The 13,699-nt window shown below is 65.4% G+C and carries 15 protein-coding genes; 4 read left to right on the top strand and 11 right to left on the bottom strand.

The window, feature by feature from the left end:
• Positions 1-9: 9 nt before the first annotated feature.
• Genes nqrE through G0D83_RS11780 form a run of 5 tightly spaced genes read right to left on the bottom strand, consistent with a single transcriptional unit; the run spans position 10 to position 4,620 of the window.
• The gene (gene nqrE / locus G0D83_RS11800) at positions 10-618 is read right to left on the bottom strand and encodes an NADH:ubiquinone reductase (Na(+)-transporting) subunit E (RefSeq protein WP_092423013.1); all 609 of its coding nucleotides are present in this window, start codon (positions 616-618) and stop codon (positions 10-12) included.
• Positions 618-1,271 (bottom strand): NADH:ubiquinone reductase (Na(+)-transporting) subunit D, encoded by a 654-nt coding sequence (locus G0D83_RS11795; protein WP_108968161.1) that lies wholly within the window; start codon positions 1,269-1,271, stop codon positions 618-620. Before G0D83_RS11795 ends, nqrE begins: the two co-directional genes overlap by 1 nt.
• Entirely contained in the window at positions 1,271-2,080 is an 810-nt protein-coding gene (locus G0D83_RS11790; RefSeq protein ID WP_164193853.1) for a Na(+)-translocating NADH-quinone reductase subunit C, read from the bottom strand. Before G0D83_RS11790 ends, G0D83_RS11795 begins: the two co-directional genes overlap by 1 nt.
• A complete protein-coding gene (locus G0D83_RS11785) occupies positions 2,073-3,272 on the bottom strand; it encodes an NADH:ubiquinone reductase (Na(+)-transporting) subunit B (protein ID WP_164193849.1) in 1,200 nt (399 codons plus the stop codon). Before G0D83_RS11785 ends, G0D83_RS11790 begins: the two co-directional genes overlap by 8 nt.
• Before the next feature lie 4 nt (positions 3,273-3,276).
• Positions 3,277-4,620, bottom strand: a complete 1,344-nt coding sequence (locus G0D83_RS11780) for a Na(+)-translocating NADH-quinone reductase subunit A (protein WP_164193846.1) — start codon at positions 4,618-4,620, stop codon at positions 3,277-3,279.
• Between the two features lie 163 nt (positions 4,621-4,783).
• Here G0D83_RS11780 and G0D83_RS11775 point away from each other — a divergent pair, with 163 nt between their 5' ends.
• Together G0D83_RS11775 and nqrM are read left to right on the top strand one after the other, a co-directional pair.
• Positions 4,784-5,812: an FAD:protein FMN transferase gene (locus G0D83_RS11775; protein ID WP_235939640.1), complete on the top strand. Its 1,029-nt coding sequence runs from the start codon at positions 4,784-4,786 to the stop codon at positions 5,810-5,812.
• A gap of 35 nt (positions 5,813-5,847) precedes the next feature.
• Entirely contained in the window at positions 5,848-6,096 is a 249-nt protein-coding gene (gene nqrM / locus G0D83_RS11770) for a (Na+)-NQR maturation NqrM (RefSeq protein ID WP_164193841.1), read from the top strand.
• A gap of 97 nt (positions 6,097-6,193) precedes the next feature.
• On the opposite strand, the gene G0D83_RS11765 is transcribed toward nqrM, so the two are convergent.
• The gene (locus tag G0D83_RS11765) at positions 6,194-6,376 is read right to left on the bottom strand and encodes a hypothetical protein (RefSeq protein WP_164193838.1); all 183 of its coding nucleotides are present in this window, start codon (positions 6,374-6,376) and stop codon (positions 6,194-6,196) included.
• 81 nt (positions 6,377-6,457) lie between these two features.
• Between G0D83_RS11765 and G0D83_RS11760 the strand changes: the two genes are divergently transcribed.
• Positions 6,458-6,979 carry a CBS domain-containing protein gene (locus G0D83_RS11760; RefSeq protein WP_108968173.1) on the top strand — a complete coding sequence of 174 codons (522 nt, stop codon included), beginning with the start codon at positions 6,458-6,460 and terminating at the stop codon, positions 6,977-6,979.
• An 82-nt stretch (positions 6,980-7,061) separates the two neighbouring features.
• Here G0D83_RS11760 and G0D83_RS11755 read toward each other — a convergent pair whose 3' ends face one another.
• From G0D83_RS11755 to G0D83_RS11735, 5 genes are read right to left on the bottom strand one after another with little or no spacing between them, the layout of a single operon-like run.
• Complete coding sequence (locus tag G0D83_RS11755; RefSeq protein ID WP_164193834.1) at positions 7,062-8,048, bottom strand: bile acid:sodium symporter family protein; 987 nt, start codon at positions 8,046-8,048, stop codon at positions 7,062-7,064.
• 60 nt (positions 8,049-8,108) lie between these two features.
• Positions 8,109-9,698: a gamma-glutamyltransferase family protein gene (locus tag G0D83_RS11750; RefSeq protein ID WP_164193831.1), complete on the bottom strand. Its 1,590-nt coding sequence runs from the start codon at positions 9,696-9,698 to the stop codon at positions 8,109-8,111.
• On the bottom strand, positions 9,682-11,199 hold the full coding sequence (locus tag G0D83_RS11745; RefSeq protein WP_164193828.1) for a tripartite tricarboxylate transporter permease: 1,518 nt from the start codon (positions 11,197-11,199) through the stop codon (positions 9,682-9,684). Before G0D83_RS11745 ends, G0D83_RS11750 begins: the two co-directional genes overlap by 17 nt.
• Position 11,200: 1 nt before the next feature.
• On the bottom strand, positions 11,201-11,716 hold the full coding sequence (locus G0D83_RS11740; protein WP_164193824.1) for a tripartite tricarboxylate transporter TctB family protein: 516 nt from the start codon (positions 11,714-11,716) through the stop codon (positions 11,201-11,203).
• Positions 11,713-12,660, bottom strand: a complete 948-nt coding sequence (locus tag G0D83_RS11735) for a tripartite tricarboxylate transporter substrate binding protein (protein WP_164193821.1) — start codon at positions 12,658-12,660, stop codon at positions 11,713-11,715. Before G0D83_RS11735 ends, G0D83_RS11740 begins: the two co-directional genes overlap by 4 nt.
• A 142-nt stretch (positions 12,661-12,802) precedes the next feature.
• Between G0D83_RS11735 and G0D83_RS11730 the strand changes: the two genes are divergently transcribed.
• Positions 12,803-13,687, top strand: a complete 885-nt coding sequence (locus G0D83_RS11730) for a LysR family transcriptional regulator (protein WP_164193818.1) — start codon at positions 12,803-12,805, stop codon at positions 13,685-13,687.
• Positions 13,688-13,699: the final 12 nt, after the last annotated feature.

The raw sequence follows: 13,699 nt of genomic DNA, 5'->3' as shown, positions 1-13,699 counted from the left end.
CCTCCTGCCTCAGAGTTTCACGCCGCTGAAGGACATGAAGGCCATGGCCATCAGGCCCGCGGTGATGAAGGTGATGCCGAGACCCTGAAGCCCGTCGGGAATGTCCGAGTACTTCAGCTTCTCGCGCACACCGGCCATCGCGGTGATCGCCAGCGCCCAGCCAAAGCCGGACGACACGCCGTAGGTGAGGCTTTCGGCAAAGTCGTAGTTCCGTTCCACCATGAACAGCGAGCCACCGAGGATGGCGCAGTTCACGGTGATCAGCGGCAGGTAAACGCCGAGCGCGTTGTAGAGCGGCGGGAAGTACTTATCGAGCACCATCTCGAGGATCTGCACCAGCGCGGCGATCACCCCGATATAGGAGATCAGGCCAAGGAAGGTCAGGTCGATGTCCGGAAAGCCTGCCCAGGCCAGCGCGCCGGGCGCCAGCAGGTAGCTCAGGATCAGGTTGTTCGCCGGAACGGTGATCGCCTGCACGACCATCACCGAAACGCCGAGACCAATGGCGGTCGAGATCTTCTTCGACACGGCGATGAACGTACACATCCCCAGGAAGAAGGACAGGGCGAGGTTCTCGACGAAGACCGCCTTGACCGCGAGAGAGATGAGACCTTCCATCAGTGCGCCTCCACGCTCTGGATCTTGTAGTCACGCTCTTCGACTTGACCCGGCTTCCAGGTGCGGATCGCCCAGATCAGCAGGCCGATGACGAAGAAAGCCGAGGGCGGCAGCAGCAGCAGGCCGTTCGGCACGTACCATCCGCCGTTGTTCACCGTCGGCAGGATGGTGATGCCGAAGAGCGAGCCCGAGCCGAAAAGCTCACGGATCACGCCGACGACCATCAGGATCAGACCGTAGCCCGCGCCGTTGCCGATGCCGTCGACGAAGCTCGCCACCGGCGGGTTGCTCATGGCGAAGGCCTCGGCGCGGCCCATCACGATGCAATTGGTGATGATCAGGCCGACGAAGACCGACAGGGTCTTGGAGGTCTCGTAGGCATAGGCTTTGAGCAGCTGGTCCACCACGATCACCAGCGAGGCGATGATGACCATCTGCACGATGATCCGGATCGAGCTGGGGATCTGATTGCGCAGCATCGAGATGAACATCGACGAGAAGGCGGTCACGAAGGTCACCGCGATGGCCATCACCAGCGCCACCTTCAGCGAGGAGGTCACCGCGAGGGCCGAACAGATGCCCAGCACCTGCAGGGTGATCGGGTTGTTGTCGATCAGCGGATCGACGAGCTGCGATTTGCGGGTCTGGGCCATCAGATCTCTCCTGCCTTAAGCCGCTCGAGGAACGGGCCGTAGCCCTGCTCCCCCATCCAGAAGCGGACAAGGTTGTCGACACCGCGCGAGGTCAGGGTCGCCCCGGCCAGCGCGTCAATATAGTAGTCCTGGCCGGCAGCCGGCGGCTGCTTGGCAACGGTGATCTGCAACGTGCCATCTTCGTCACGCAGCTTCTTGCCGTTCCAGAGCGCCTTCCACCGCGGGTTGTCGACCTCGGCGCCGAGGCCGGGGGTCTCGCCCTGCTGGTAGAACTGCAGGCCATAGATGTCGTTGCCGTTCTCTTCCAGCGCGATGAACCCGTAGAGCGTCGACCACAGGCCGTAGCCCTCGATCGGCAGCACCACCTTGTCAATGGCGCCCGCATCGTCGCGCAGGATGTAGACCATCTGGAAGATCTGCTGCTTGCCGCCAAGGCCCGCAGGATCCTCGTCGAGCGCGCGCACCAGCGCCGGATCGCCCGAGGTCGCGAGTTCCTCGAAGGTGTCGATCTCATACTGGTCGGTGAACTCGCCGGTGGCCAGTTCCAGCACGTGCGGCTCGAAATCGCTGAAGGCCTCAGCGATGTTCATACCCGGCTCGTAGACGCCAGCGACCTCCAGGACGTTGCGCTGCTTGTCGCGCAGGCGGTTCAGGTCCTGAACCGGGCGCAGCGACACGGCCGCCGCCGACACCACCATCGAGGCGACGAGGCAGAGCACCACCGCCACTGTCACCGTCTTGGCGGTGGAATCCGGCGGCATGTCGAGGAAGCGGCGGATGACGCCCTTGCTTGCGTTGGTGTCAGACATTGCGCTTGGCCCTCCGCTTGATGTTGGCCTGGACGACGAAATAGTCGATCAGCGGCGCGAAGACGTTGCCGAAGAGGATCGCAAGCATCATGCCCTCGGGGAAGGCCGGGTTGATGACACGGATCATCACGACCATGAAACCGATCAGCGCGCCGTAGATGTAGCGGCCCATGTTGGTGTGCGAGGCAGACACCGGCTCGGTGACCATGAACACGAGGCCAAAAGCGTAGCCGCCGACCACCAGATGCCAGTACCAGGGCATGGCGAACATCGGGTTGCTGTCGGAACCGATCACGTTCAGCAGCGACGAAAAGGCGATCATCCCTGCAAGACAGCCGACAATCAGGCGCCAGTTGGCGATCTTCGTGGCGAGCAGGAAGGCGAGGCCGATGAGACACGCGATGGTCGAGGTCTCGCCGAAGGAGCCCTGGATCGTTCCGACGAAGGCGTCCATCCAGCTGATGCCATGCGCGGGCAGCGAGGTGACGCCGTCGCTGGCGCTGACCGACAGCGCGGTCGCGCCGGAGAAGCCGTCGACCGGCGTCCAGACGCGGTCACCGGACATCTGCGCCGGATAGGCGAAGTAGAGGAACGCCCGCCCGACCAGAGCCGGGTTGAGGAAGTTCTTGCCGGTGCCGCCAAAGACTTCCTTGCCGATCACCACGCCGAAGATGATGCCGAGCGCGACCTGCCACAGCGGCGCCGAGGCGGGCATGATCAGCGTGTAGAGCATCGAGGTCACGAGGAAGCCCTCGTTCACCTCGTGGCCCCGGACCACGGCAAAGATCACCTCGAAGATGCCGCCCGCGATCAGCGTCACGATGTAGATCGGCAGGAAATAGAGCAGCCCGTGCAGGATGTTCGCCAGAGGGTTGGCCGGGTTGAACCCGATGCCGAGCGCGTCGATGATCGCCGCGCGCCAGCCCGAGGCACCATATTCGGCGATCGCCATATTGGTCTGCAGGCCGGTGTTGTACATGCCGAAGAGGATGCAGGGGATCGTCGCGATGACCACATAGGTCATGATCCGCTTCATATCGATGTACGAGCGGGCGTGCGGCGCGACGGTGGTCACCGTCTTGGGCGTGTAGATGAAGCTCTCCACCATCTCGTAGACGGGGAAATATTTCTCGAACCTACCGCCCTTCAGGAATTGGGGCTCGATCCGATCGAAGAAACTGCGCAGACCCAAGGTCTTAGCCCTCCTTTTCGATCTTGCTGAGGCTGTCGCGAAGGGCGATGCCGTATTCGTATTTGGCGGGGCAAGCAAAGCCCACGAGACCGAGGTCTTCCTCGTCCAGCTCCAGCGCACCCAGTGCCTGCGCCGTGTCGGTGTCCATCACCAGCAGCGCGCGCAGCAGCTGCGTCGGCAGGAAATCCTGCGGCATCAGCTGTTCGAACGTGCCGATCGGCACCATGGCGCGGCGACCGCCGTTGAGGTTCGAGGTCAGCGCATAGAGCTTCTTGGTGAAGGCCGAGCCGAGCACCGGCTGCACGGCGAACTTGCCGGGCATCGGGCGGATCCAGCCCATCGGGATCTGCTTGTGATCTTCCTCGATCAGCGTGATCTGCCGCGCGTAGCGGCCAAGGAAGGCATCCGGTCCCGCGCCCATACGGCCGCTGAGGATCGAGCCGGAGATCACCCGCACCGGGACCGAACCGTTCAAGTCCTCGGCGCAAAGCTCCAGCATCGAGGCCCCTGCGAGCGTGCGCACCAGTCGCGGACGGCTGCACATCGGGCCGGACAGGGCGATGATGCGCGACCCGTCGACACGGCCGGTCTCGAGCAGCTTCCCGATGGCGATCACGTCGTGGTAGCCGATGCTCCACACGGTCTTGGAGGACGAGGGCGGCTCGAGGAAATGCATGTGCGTGCCGGCAAGTCCCGCCGGATGCGGGCCGGAGAAGCCCGCGGCGGTGATGCCGGGCAGGTCCGCGCCGGGGACATTCGCGCCGATTTCCTGGCACAGGTAGACATTGCCCTCGGTCAGCAGCGGCAGCGCCTGCAGGCCACGGGCAAAGGCATCGGCATCCTCGGCGATGATCGTCGCGGCATCAGCGCTGAGCGGCTCGCTGTCCATTGCGGTGACAAAGATGGCCGCGGGACGGGCGTCGGCGGCGGGCACCTTCGAGTAGGGACGGGTTCGGAACGAGGTCCAGAGACCGGCGGCGCAGAGCTTCTCGGCCAGACCTTCGCCGGTGGTGGCGTCGCCGACGGCAGAGAAGTCCACCGGGTCCGCAGCACTGGGATCGACCTCGATCTCGACCGAGATCAGCACCCGGCGGGCGCCACGGTTGATCGCCTTGATTCGGCCTGAAACCGGTGCGGTCACCTGCACCTCGGGCGTGTCCTTATGGGCCAGAATCGGCGCGCCGGCGGCGATCACATCGCCCTCCTGAACCGCCAGTCTCGGCTTCAAGCCGATGTAATCCTGCCCCAGAACTGCAACGGTCCGGACCGCTGCACCGTCTTCGATTCCGCCTTCGGGTGTCCCCAGCACCGGGACATCGAGACCTTTTCTCAACGTATATTGCTGCACGTCGCTTCGTCCTGTCCATTTTCCGGCAGCCTTATGCGCCGCAACGCCGCAGTTTGGAAGGGTTCGACGAGAAAGTTTCCAATTTAATGTTGAATCACCCGCCAAAACGGCTCAGAAGCCCTTTGTCTCATCGTCGACCCTACAGCTCTTGCGGAGATACCGGATGAACCCTCTTACCTTTTCTCGCCGTAGCTTCCTCGTGATGCCCTTTGCACTGGCAGCTTGCAAGAAAGGGTGGTCCGTCCTGGAGCTCACCGGGCTGACCATGGGCACGAGCTACTCGATTGCCGCCGTCGATCACACCAACAAGATCGACAAGGCCGACCTGCAGAAGGCCGTGGACACCAGCCTAGCACAGGTGAACGCGCAGATGTCGAACTGGGATGCCAGCTCGGAGATCTCGCGCTTCAACGCCGCCGGTGCCACCGATCACTTCACCGTCTCGCCCGAGGTTGCGCATGTGATGGCCGCCGCGCATGAGATCAACGCAGCCACCGACGGCCGCTTCGATGTCACCGTGGGCCCGCTGATCGACCTCTGGGGCTTCGGCGCCGGCAAGACCCGCAGCGACATGCCTTCCGAGGCCGAGATCGCGCAGGCGTTGGCCTGCTGCGGCCAGTCGCAGTCGGTCGGCGTCAGTGACCGCGCGCTGCAGAAGATGCGCCCCGAGGCAGAGGTGTACCTCTCGGCCATCGGCAAGGGCTTCGGCATCGACCAGGTGGCCCGCACGCTCGCCAGCTTCGGCATCACCGACTACATGGTCGAGGTCGGCGGCGATCTCTACACCGCGGGCAAGAACCCCGATGGCCAGCCCTGGCACATCGGCATCGAGACGCCCGAAGCCTTCAACCGCGGCGTCCAGCAGGTCGTGGCGGTGTCGGATATGGGCATGGCGACCTCGGGCGACTATCGCAACTTCTTCGACTACGAAGGCAAGCGCTACTCGCACATCATCGACGCCACCACCGGCCGTCCGGTCACCCACAACACCGCCTCGGTGACCGTGATGACCGACAACGCCATGCTGGCCGACGCCTGGGCGACCGCCCTGCTGGTGATGGGCCGCGAGCGCGGTCTCGAGATCGCAAATCAGCGTGATATGGCCGCCCTGTTCATTGATCGCTCGGGCAAGGCGGGTGACAAGGGCTTCGAGATCACCGCCAGCGACCGCTTCACCGCGCTGCAGGCCTGATCGCCCACCGCCGCACCCGCTGAAAGGGGGACGCCATGTCGACCTTCATTCTTGCTTTCGGACTTCTGATGATCGTGATGCTGGGCATGGCGCTCGGCGTCATTCTCAACGGTCGCACGATCAAGGGCAGCTGCGGCGGGCTCAACGCAATCGCCGGGGCCGATCACTGTGTGGTCTGCAAGCAAGAGATCGATCCAGACAGCCCGCTTCGCGACCGTCTGCACTGCCCCAAGGCACGCAAGATGCTCGAGGAGATGGAGCACGAGGAACGCGCGGCGACCTGAGCAGCAAGCACCTTCGAAACAGAAAACGCCGGCCCTAGGGCCGGCGTTTTCTTTAGGACCCGCGCCGCATCGCTCGGCCACAAGGAAATCTGGGGCGTCAGCCCCCGGTCAGCGGCGTCAGCCCCAGCACCAACAGAGCCGCCCCGGCGATCAGTCCGAACACCCAGAGCTGCCAGCGCGGGCCCTCGGCCTTCCACACGCTGCGGTAGCGATAGCCGGCAAGGCAGGCGATCACGAAGAGCACCGTGGCGCTGGCGGGGGTCAGCGTAAGCTCGGGCAAGATTCAGACCTCTCGGCTGGATTTCGTTTACTCGTGCGCTGATTGCACTAACCTGAAAGAGGTTCAAGGGAAGGTAACGCCATGCCAGCTTCATACAAACCTCATACCCGCGAAGACGACGAGCACGCACGCAGCCACAGCCAGACCGTCGAGACCAACCTGTCTGCCGCCGAGGCAACGGTTCAGCACGTGCTGAACAGCAAAAACAGCGAGCTGTACTGGATCCAGCCTCAGCAAACCATCGGCACGGCTGTCGAGGTGCTGCGCGACCAGCGCATCGGCGCGCTGCTGGTAAAAAGTCCGCAGGGCGAGCTGGTCGGGATCCTCTCGGAGCGCGACATCGTGCGCCGCCTCGCCGATACCCCGGGTCGCACCCTGCCGCAGACTGTTGCCGAACTGATGACCACCGAGCTCGAGACATGTACCCCCGACGAGACGCTGGTGCGGATCCTGCGCCGGATGACCGACGGGCGTTTCCGCCACATGCCCGTGCTCGATGGCGATGATCTGATCGGCATGATTTCGATCGGTGACGTTGTGAACTACCGGTTGACCGCGCTGGAATACGAGGCGCTGAAGCTAAAGCAGCTCATCGTCGGCTGAAGCCGACTGGCCAGATGAAAAGGGCCGCGTCCCCGGCGGACGCGGCCCTCTTGTTTTCCGCCGGAGTCTTCTGACAGCGCGCTCAGCTCGCCGGCACCGCCTCGGCCTGTTCGCGCCGCGCCGCCTTCTGCGAGACGAAGGCGCAGACCAGAAGCTGGCTCATGTGGTAGATCATAACCGGCAGCACGATCGCCCCGACCTGATCGGCGGCAAAGAGCGCCGTCGCGATCGGCAGACCCGAGGCGAGACTCTTGGTCGAGCCGCAGTAGAACAGCACCGCCCGGTCCGGGTACGGCAGGCCGAAGAGCTTGCCGGCCCCCACCATCAGCAGCATGGCGATGGCGAGGAAGACCAGCACCACCAGCACCAGCATGATCAGGCTCGCCGTGGGAATCCTCTGCCACAGGCCCGAGACCGTGCCCGCGCTGAAGGCCGAGTAGACGATGAGCAGGATCGAGCCGCGGTCGACCACCATGGTCAGCAACTTGTGCCGCTTCACGAAATCCCCGACCCAGGGCCGGACCAGCTGGCCGACGACGAAGGGCAACAGGATCTGCGTGCCGATCTTGACGATTGAATCGAAGCTCACCCCGCCGTCGCCCTGGTGCAGCATCAGCGCCACGAGGGCGGGGGTCAGCGCCACCCCGACGATGTTCGACAGCGAGGCGGCGCAGATCGCCGCGGGCACGTTGCCCCCGGCGATCGAGGTGAAGGCGATCGAGGATTGCACCGTCGAGGGCAGCACCGCCAGGAACAGCAGCCCCAGGGTGACCGTGGCGCCCAGGGCCGGCGAAAACACCCACGCCAGCAACAGGCCGACCAGCGGAAACATCGCGTAGGTGGCGGCAAACGTCAGGCCCTGCAGCCGCCAGTTCAGCAGCCCCGCCCGCACCGACGACGGGTCGAGCTTTGCCCCGTAGAGGAAGAACAGCAGCGCGACGGCCCAGAAGGTGACGTGCTTCAACCCTGCCGCCGCGATGCCTTGTGCGGGCAGCAACAGGCCAAGGCAGACCGTGGCGATGAGCAACAGCATGTAAGTGTCGATGCCGATACGTTTGAGATACTTCATCTCGTCTCCTGCTCTTTCCTGTCCGGCGCGCGCGCCGCTCCCCCGTGGTGTGGGCGGGCTTCAGAACCCCGCGGCCTGCCCATCCTTACGCGGATCCGAGCCTGCCGCAAACCCGCCTTCCGGCAGGCGATGCACAAGCTGCGCGCCACCGAAGCCAAAGGCATTGTCCGGCGCCTCGACCTGCACCTGGTGACCGAGCGCTTTCAGACCGTCCAGCAGCTCGGGCGCCATGCTCGGCTCGCAGGCCACGTCGAGCCCCTTGATCATTCGCCAGCGCGGCGCGTCGGCGGCGGTCTGCACGTCCTGATCCCAAAGCTCGGTGCGCAGCAGAAGCTGCATGTGGCCCTGTGCCTGGATCGGCCCGCCCATCATGCCGAAGGCCATGAGCGGCTGACCGTTCTTCATGGCAAAGCCCGGAATGATCGTGTGGAAGGGGCGCTTGCCCCCCGCCACGCGGTTCGGGTGCCCCTCTTTGGTGGTGAAGCCGAAACCGCGGTTCTGCATCGACACGCCGGTGCCGGGCACAGCCACGCCCGAGCCGAAGCCCGCGTAGTTCGACTGGATGAAGCTCACCATCATTCCCGAGGCATCGCCCACGTTCAGCAGCACCGTGCCGCCGCGCTTGGGCGCGCCGGGGCCGAAGTCCTGCGCCTTGTCCTCGGCAATGAGCGCCGCGCGGGACTCGAGGTACTCGGGGTCAAGCAGCGCGGTCTCGTCGACCTCGGTCATGTGAGCGCGGTCGGCAACAAAGGCGTGAAGGTCCGCATAGGCCAGCTTGATCGCCTCGATCTGCAAATGCACCGCGGTCAAATCGTCCGGGCCATGGTCGCGAATGGACGTGTGCTGCAGCATTCCGAGCGCCATGAGCGCCGCAATCCCCTGCCCGTTCGGCGGGATCTCGTGCAGTTCGACGTCGTCGAAGGACTGGCTCACGGTGCCGCACCAGTCGGGCTTCTGCGCCTTTAGATCTTCCATCGTCATCGCGCCGCCGTTGGCCTGCGAGAAGGCGATGATTTCCTCGGCGATCTCACCCTCGTAAAAGGCGCGGCCCTTGGTGTCGGCAATCGCCCGCAGGGTGCGCGCCGCGCCGGGGTTGCGGAAGCGCTCGCCCGCCTTGGGCGCGCGTCCACCGGGCAGGAAGGTCTCGGCAAAGCCCGGCTGTTTGCCCAAAGTCTCGGCCCCTTTGGCCCAGAGCGTGGCGATCACCGGCGAGACGATGAACCCCTCTTCCGCGTAGCGGATGGCGGGCGCCAGCACCGTCGCCAGCCCCAGCTTGCCGAAGCGCTCCGACAGCTCGACCCAGGCGCTGACGGCGCCCGGCACGGTCACGCTGTCCCAGCCGTGCTGCGGCATCCCATCGGGGAAGCGTTCGGGCGACCAGGCCGCGGGCGCGCGGCCCGAGGCGTTGAGCCCATGCAGCTGCTTGCCATCCCACAGGATGCAGAAGGCATCCGAGCCAAGCCCGTTGCCGGTGGGCTCGACCACGGTCAGCGCCGCGGCGGTGGCAATCGCGGCATCCACCGCGTTGCCGCCCTGCTGCAGGATGGTCAGCCCGGCCTGCGTGGCCAGCGGCTGCGAGGTTGCCACGACGTTTTCCGCCAGAACAGGCGAACGGCGCGACGGGTAGACGGGATCATGACGCAGGCGCATCGGTACTCCTCCCGGAAGTCTTGCGGTGTTTCAGGTGGCTGCGGATCGCCCAGGCGATCGAGAGCACAGCCGCGATAAGGAAGATGAGGCTGATCGGGCGGGTGAAGAAGAGCGACGGATCGGCATCGGTCATCAGCGCCCGGCGCAGGTTGGTCTCGGCGATCGGTCCGAGGATGACACCCAGCACCAACGGCGCCAGAGAATAACCGAGCGCGCGCAGAGCGTAGCCCGCCACACCGATGAAACCGAGCAGGTAGAGATCGGTCACCCGGTTGTTCAGCGCAAAGGAGCCGACGACGCAGCAGACCATGACCACCGGCACGATCAGCCATTTCGGCACCTCGGCGACGCGCAGGAACAGGCGCATCGACAGCACCGAGACCAGCAGCATCATCAGCGAGGCGACGGCCATGGCGATGAACATGCCGTAGACCAGATCGGCATGATCCATGATCAACCGCGGGCCCACGGAAATGCCATGCACCATCAGAGAGGCCATGAGGATCGCGTCCACCGCCGAGCCCGGAATGCCGAGGCCGATGAGCGGGATGAGACCGCCGCCGGCAGTGGCCGAGTTGCCCGCCTCCGAGGCGACGACCCCATCTGGGTTGCCCTTGCCGAAGCTCTCGGGGTCCTTGGAGTTGCGCTTGGCCTGATCGTAGGCGACGAGGTTGGCGATCGAGCCCCCTGCACCCGGCAGCGCGCCGATCAGCACGCCGACGATGGACGAGCGGATCAGGTTCACCGGGCGCATCAGCACCTCTTTCATCACCTTCCAGGTCTGGAAGTCGATGGCGCCGGTCACCAGCGCATTGCCCGACCGCACGGATTTCGCGTCCTCGACCTCGGACGTGAGCTGCGAGATCGCGAAGATGCCGATCAGCACCACGAGGAAGGGCAGGCCGGTCTGCAGCATCTCGATGCCGAAGTCGAAGCGCGGCCGGCCCATGATCGGATCGGTGCCAACGGTCGAGATGGCAAGCCCGATGAGACCCGCCAGCATACCGCGAATGACGCTGTCGCCCACCAGCGAGGCCACGATGGTCAGCGCGAAGACGATCAGCGAGAAATACTCCCACGGCCCGAGCTTCACCGCGAACATCGCCAGCGGCGGCGCGGCGACGATCAGCACCAGGGTCGAGATGATTGTGCCGAAGAACGAGGCCCAGACGCCGAGCGACAGCGCCCGTCCGGGCTCGCCGCGGCGCGCCATGGGGAAGGCGTCAAAGGTGGTGGCGACCGACGACGGCGTGCCGGGAATACCCAGCAGCGCGGCCGAGATCAGCCCGCCGGTGTAGCCGCCGACGTAGACAGACAGCATCACCGCGATGCCCTGCAGCGGCTCCATGGTGAAGGTCAGCGGCAGCGTCAGCACGATGGCCATGGTGACGGTGAAGCCGGGGATCGCGGCGGCGACGATGCCGGCGATCGAGCCCGCGAGCATGTAGATCAGCGTGGCGAGCGTGAAGATCTGCGCCGCGCCGGAAAGGAAGCTGTCCATGTCAGAGCACCCCGCGCGGCAGGAAGACGGTGAAGACCTCGGCAAAGAGCCAGTTGAGCCCGAAGGAGAAGACCGCCGCCACGATCACCGCGATCAACAGCGTCATGGGCGTGCGCGGCATCAGGACCAGCTCCAGCGAGAGGATGAAGAGGAAGCTCGCGATCGAGAAGCCCAGCAGCGGGATCGCCAGCAGGTAGACTGCCAGAGCCCACAGCACGACGAAAACGAGCGCGCGACGCTTGGCCCAGGCCACCGTCTGGCAGGCAAAACGGCCGTAGGCGCCCGCGGGGATCTTGCGCAACGCGTCGATGATGGCAATCACCGCCACCAGCGCGATACCGGCGAACACGATCTTGGGAAACGCACCCGCGCCGAGCTTTTCGAAGCGCGAGGTGGGAATCGCTGCGGCCGAGACAAACAGCCCGACCGAGGCGAGAAGAATCAGCACGTAGCTCAGGAGGCGGGCAATCTCGCCCGCCTCCCTTGCCTGCTGCTTGTCGTAGCCGGCGTCGCTCACGGTGCGAGAACCTCTGCCAGCGACTTCACGGTCTCATCGAGCTTCGCCAGGTAGGCGCGGTACCCTTCCTGGCCGCGGAACATGACCGAGGCACCGGCGTTGTTGGTCTGCTCGATGTAGGTCTCGTCTTTCGACAGTTCCTCGAGCGCCGCTTCCATCTTGTCGCGGGCCTCCTGCGGGGCACCCTTGGGCATGACGATGCCGCGGGTCACCTGCAGTTCGAGGTCGGCGCCGAGCTCGGCGAAGGTCGGAACCTCGGGGGCCTCGTCCACGCGCTCGGAGGCGCCGACGGCGAGGAACTGCAGATCGCCGTTGTCGACGAACTGCTTCGACGACGAGATGTCGCCGATCGCTGCGTCGAGGTTGCCGCCGACAAGGGCGCGCACGCGCTCGCCGGTGCCTTCATAGCCGACGTATTGGAACTGCAGGCCGTAGGCCTGTTCGATCATCGCCGCGTGCAGGTGCGGCACGCCGCCCAGGGTCACGCCCATGGTGATCTCGCCCGGGTGCTCTTTGGCATAGGCGACGAACTCCTCGAAATCGGCGTAATCCTCGGTCGGGTGCACCACGAGGTACTGCGGCGAGGCGGTCATCAGCGCGATCGGCTCGAAGTCGTCCCAGGCCAGATCGGTGATGCCGGTCTCGGTGGCGACCAGCAGGCCCTCGTGGACCTGGCTGATGGTGTAGCCGTCATTGGCGCGGCGCGAAGCTTCGCGCAGGCCGACGGTGCCGCCGACGCCGGGCATGTTGATGATCGGCATCTCGGTGCCGAGGTAGGGCGCGATGTTGCCGGCGATGAGGCGCATCAGCGTGTCCGACCCGCCGCCCGGCGACCAGGGCACGATGAATTCGACCGGGTGGTCGGGGTAGTCGGCGGCGCTGGCAGGCGCGGCGGTCAGCGTGGCGGCGGCAAGGAGGGCGGCAAGGCCCGTGCGGAGTGTCATGGGTGGAGGCTCCCTGTGTATGCTGGCAAGTCGGCAGTTTGTCCGCCGACGTTCTGATTGGGTAACCCCCAGTAACACAAGATTAAGCCTCACAAAGCGCGAAGTTATTGCCATTATTTTCAGAATTACTTACGTTAAGGCGATGGACACCCGCCAGCTACAGACCCTCCTCGCCATCGAGCAGCACGGCGGTTTCGCTGCCGCGGCGCAGGCGATCAACCTCACCGCCTCGGCGGTCAGCCAGCAGGTCTCTGCGCTGGAGGCGGAGCTGGGCGTGCAGCTCTACGACCGCACCCGCCGCCCGCCGGTGCTGACTGCCAAGGGGGCCGAGATGCTGCGCTCGGCACGGCAAATCCTGCGCATCCTCACCGAGACCAAGGCCTCGGTCACCGGCGGCGACGTCGGCGGCACGCTGGCGTTCGGCTCACTGCGCACGGGGGCGAATTCTCTGGTGCCGCAGGCGCTGGCCTCGCTGAGGGACCGCTACCCCGAGCTCAGCTTCCGACTGCGCATCGGCATGTCCGAGGAGCTGATGGCCGAGGTGGTCTCGGGCCAACTCGACGCGGCGCTGGTGGCCGAACATGTCGCCGTGCCGCCAAGCCTGCGCTGGACCGAGGTGCTGAGCGAGCCGCTGGTGGTGATCACCCCGCCCGGCTCCGGGGGGCTGGCGATCCGCGACCTCGTACGTCAGGTGCCCTACATCCGCTACCGCACGCAGGTGCCGCTGGCACGGCAGATCGACACCGAGATCGCCCGGCTCGGCGTCGCGCCGCGGCAGGTGGTCTCGGTGAACACGATGACGGCAGTGGTGGGCTGCGTGCGGGCGGGGCTGGGCTTTGCCATCATCCCCTATGTGGCGCTGCAGGATTCGATCACCGCGGCGCTCGACTGGTTTCCCTTTGGCGCGCCGCCGATCCACCGCCGTCTTGGCGTGGTGCAGCGCCCGACCACCAGCCGTGCCGAGGTGCTCTCAACCCTGATCGCCGCGCTGATCGAACATGGCCGTCCGCGCGACGATCGCGATTGATCCAAATCGATC

Origin of the sequence: Salipiger sp. PrR003, from assembly GCF_010500785.1 — a bacterium.
In the GTDB taxonomy this organism is placed as follows: Bacteria; Pseudomonadota; Alphaproteobacteria; order Rhodobacterales; family Rhodobacteraceae; genus Salipiger; species Salipiger pacificus_A.
This window is presented reverse-complemented; position numbering and strand designations above follow the sequence as displayed.

Excerpts from the sequence above, each read along its gene's own strand:
- G0D83_RS11790 (WP_164193853.1), bottom strand. The coding sequence starts at position 2,080 with ATGTCTGACACCAACGCAAGCAAGGGCGTCATCCGCCGCTTCCTCGAC.
- G0D83_RS11745 (WP_164193828.1), bottom strand. The coding sequence starts at position 11,199 with ATGGACAGCTTCCTTTCCGGCGCGGCGCAGATCTTCACGCTCGCCACG.
- G0D83_RS11730 (WP_164193818.1), top strand. The coding sequence starts at position 12,803 with ATGGACACCCGCCAGCTACAGACCCTCCTCGCCATCGAGCAGCACGGC.
- G0D83_RS11760 (WP_108968173.1), top strand. The coding sequence starts at position 6,458 with ATGCCAGCTTCATACAAACCTCATACCCGCGAAGACGACGAGCACGCA.
- G0D83_RS11795 (WP_108968161.1), bottom strand. The coding sequence starts at position 1,271 with ATGGCCCAGACCCGCAAATCGCAGCTCGTCGATCCGCTGATCGACAAC.
- G0D83_RS11755 (WP_164193834.1), bottom strand. The coding sequence starts at position 8,048 with ATGAAGTATCTCAAACGTATCGGCATCGACACTTACATGCTGTTGCTC.
- G0D83_RS11750 (WP_164193831.1), bottom strand. The coding sequence starts at position 9,698 with ATGCGCCTGCGTCATGATCCCGTCTACCCGTCGCGCCGTTCGCCTGTT.
- G0D83_RS11735 (WP_164193821.1), bottom strand. The coding sequence starts at position 12,660 with ATGACACTCCGCACGGGCCTTGCCGCCCTCCTTGCCGCCGCCACGCTG.
- nqrE (WP_092423013.1), bottom strand. The coding sequence starts at position 618 with ATGGAAGGTCTCATCTCTCTCGCGGTCAAGGCGGTCTTCGTCGAGAAC.
- G0D83_RS11775 (WP_235939640.1), top strand. The coding sequence starts at position 4,784 with ATGAACCCTCTTACCTTTTCTCGCCGTAGCTTCCTCGTGATGCCCTTT.
- nqrM (WP_164193841.1), top strand. The coding sequence starts at position 5,848 with ATGTCGACCTTCATTCTTGCTTTCGGACTTCTGATGATCGTGATGCTG.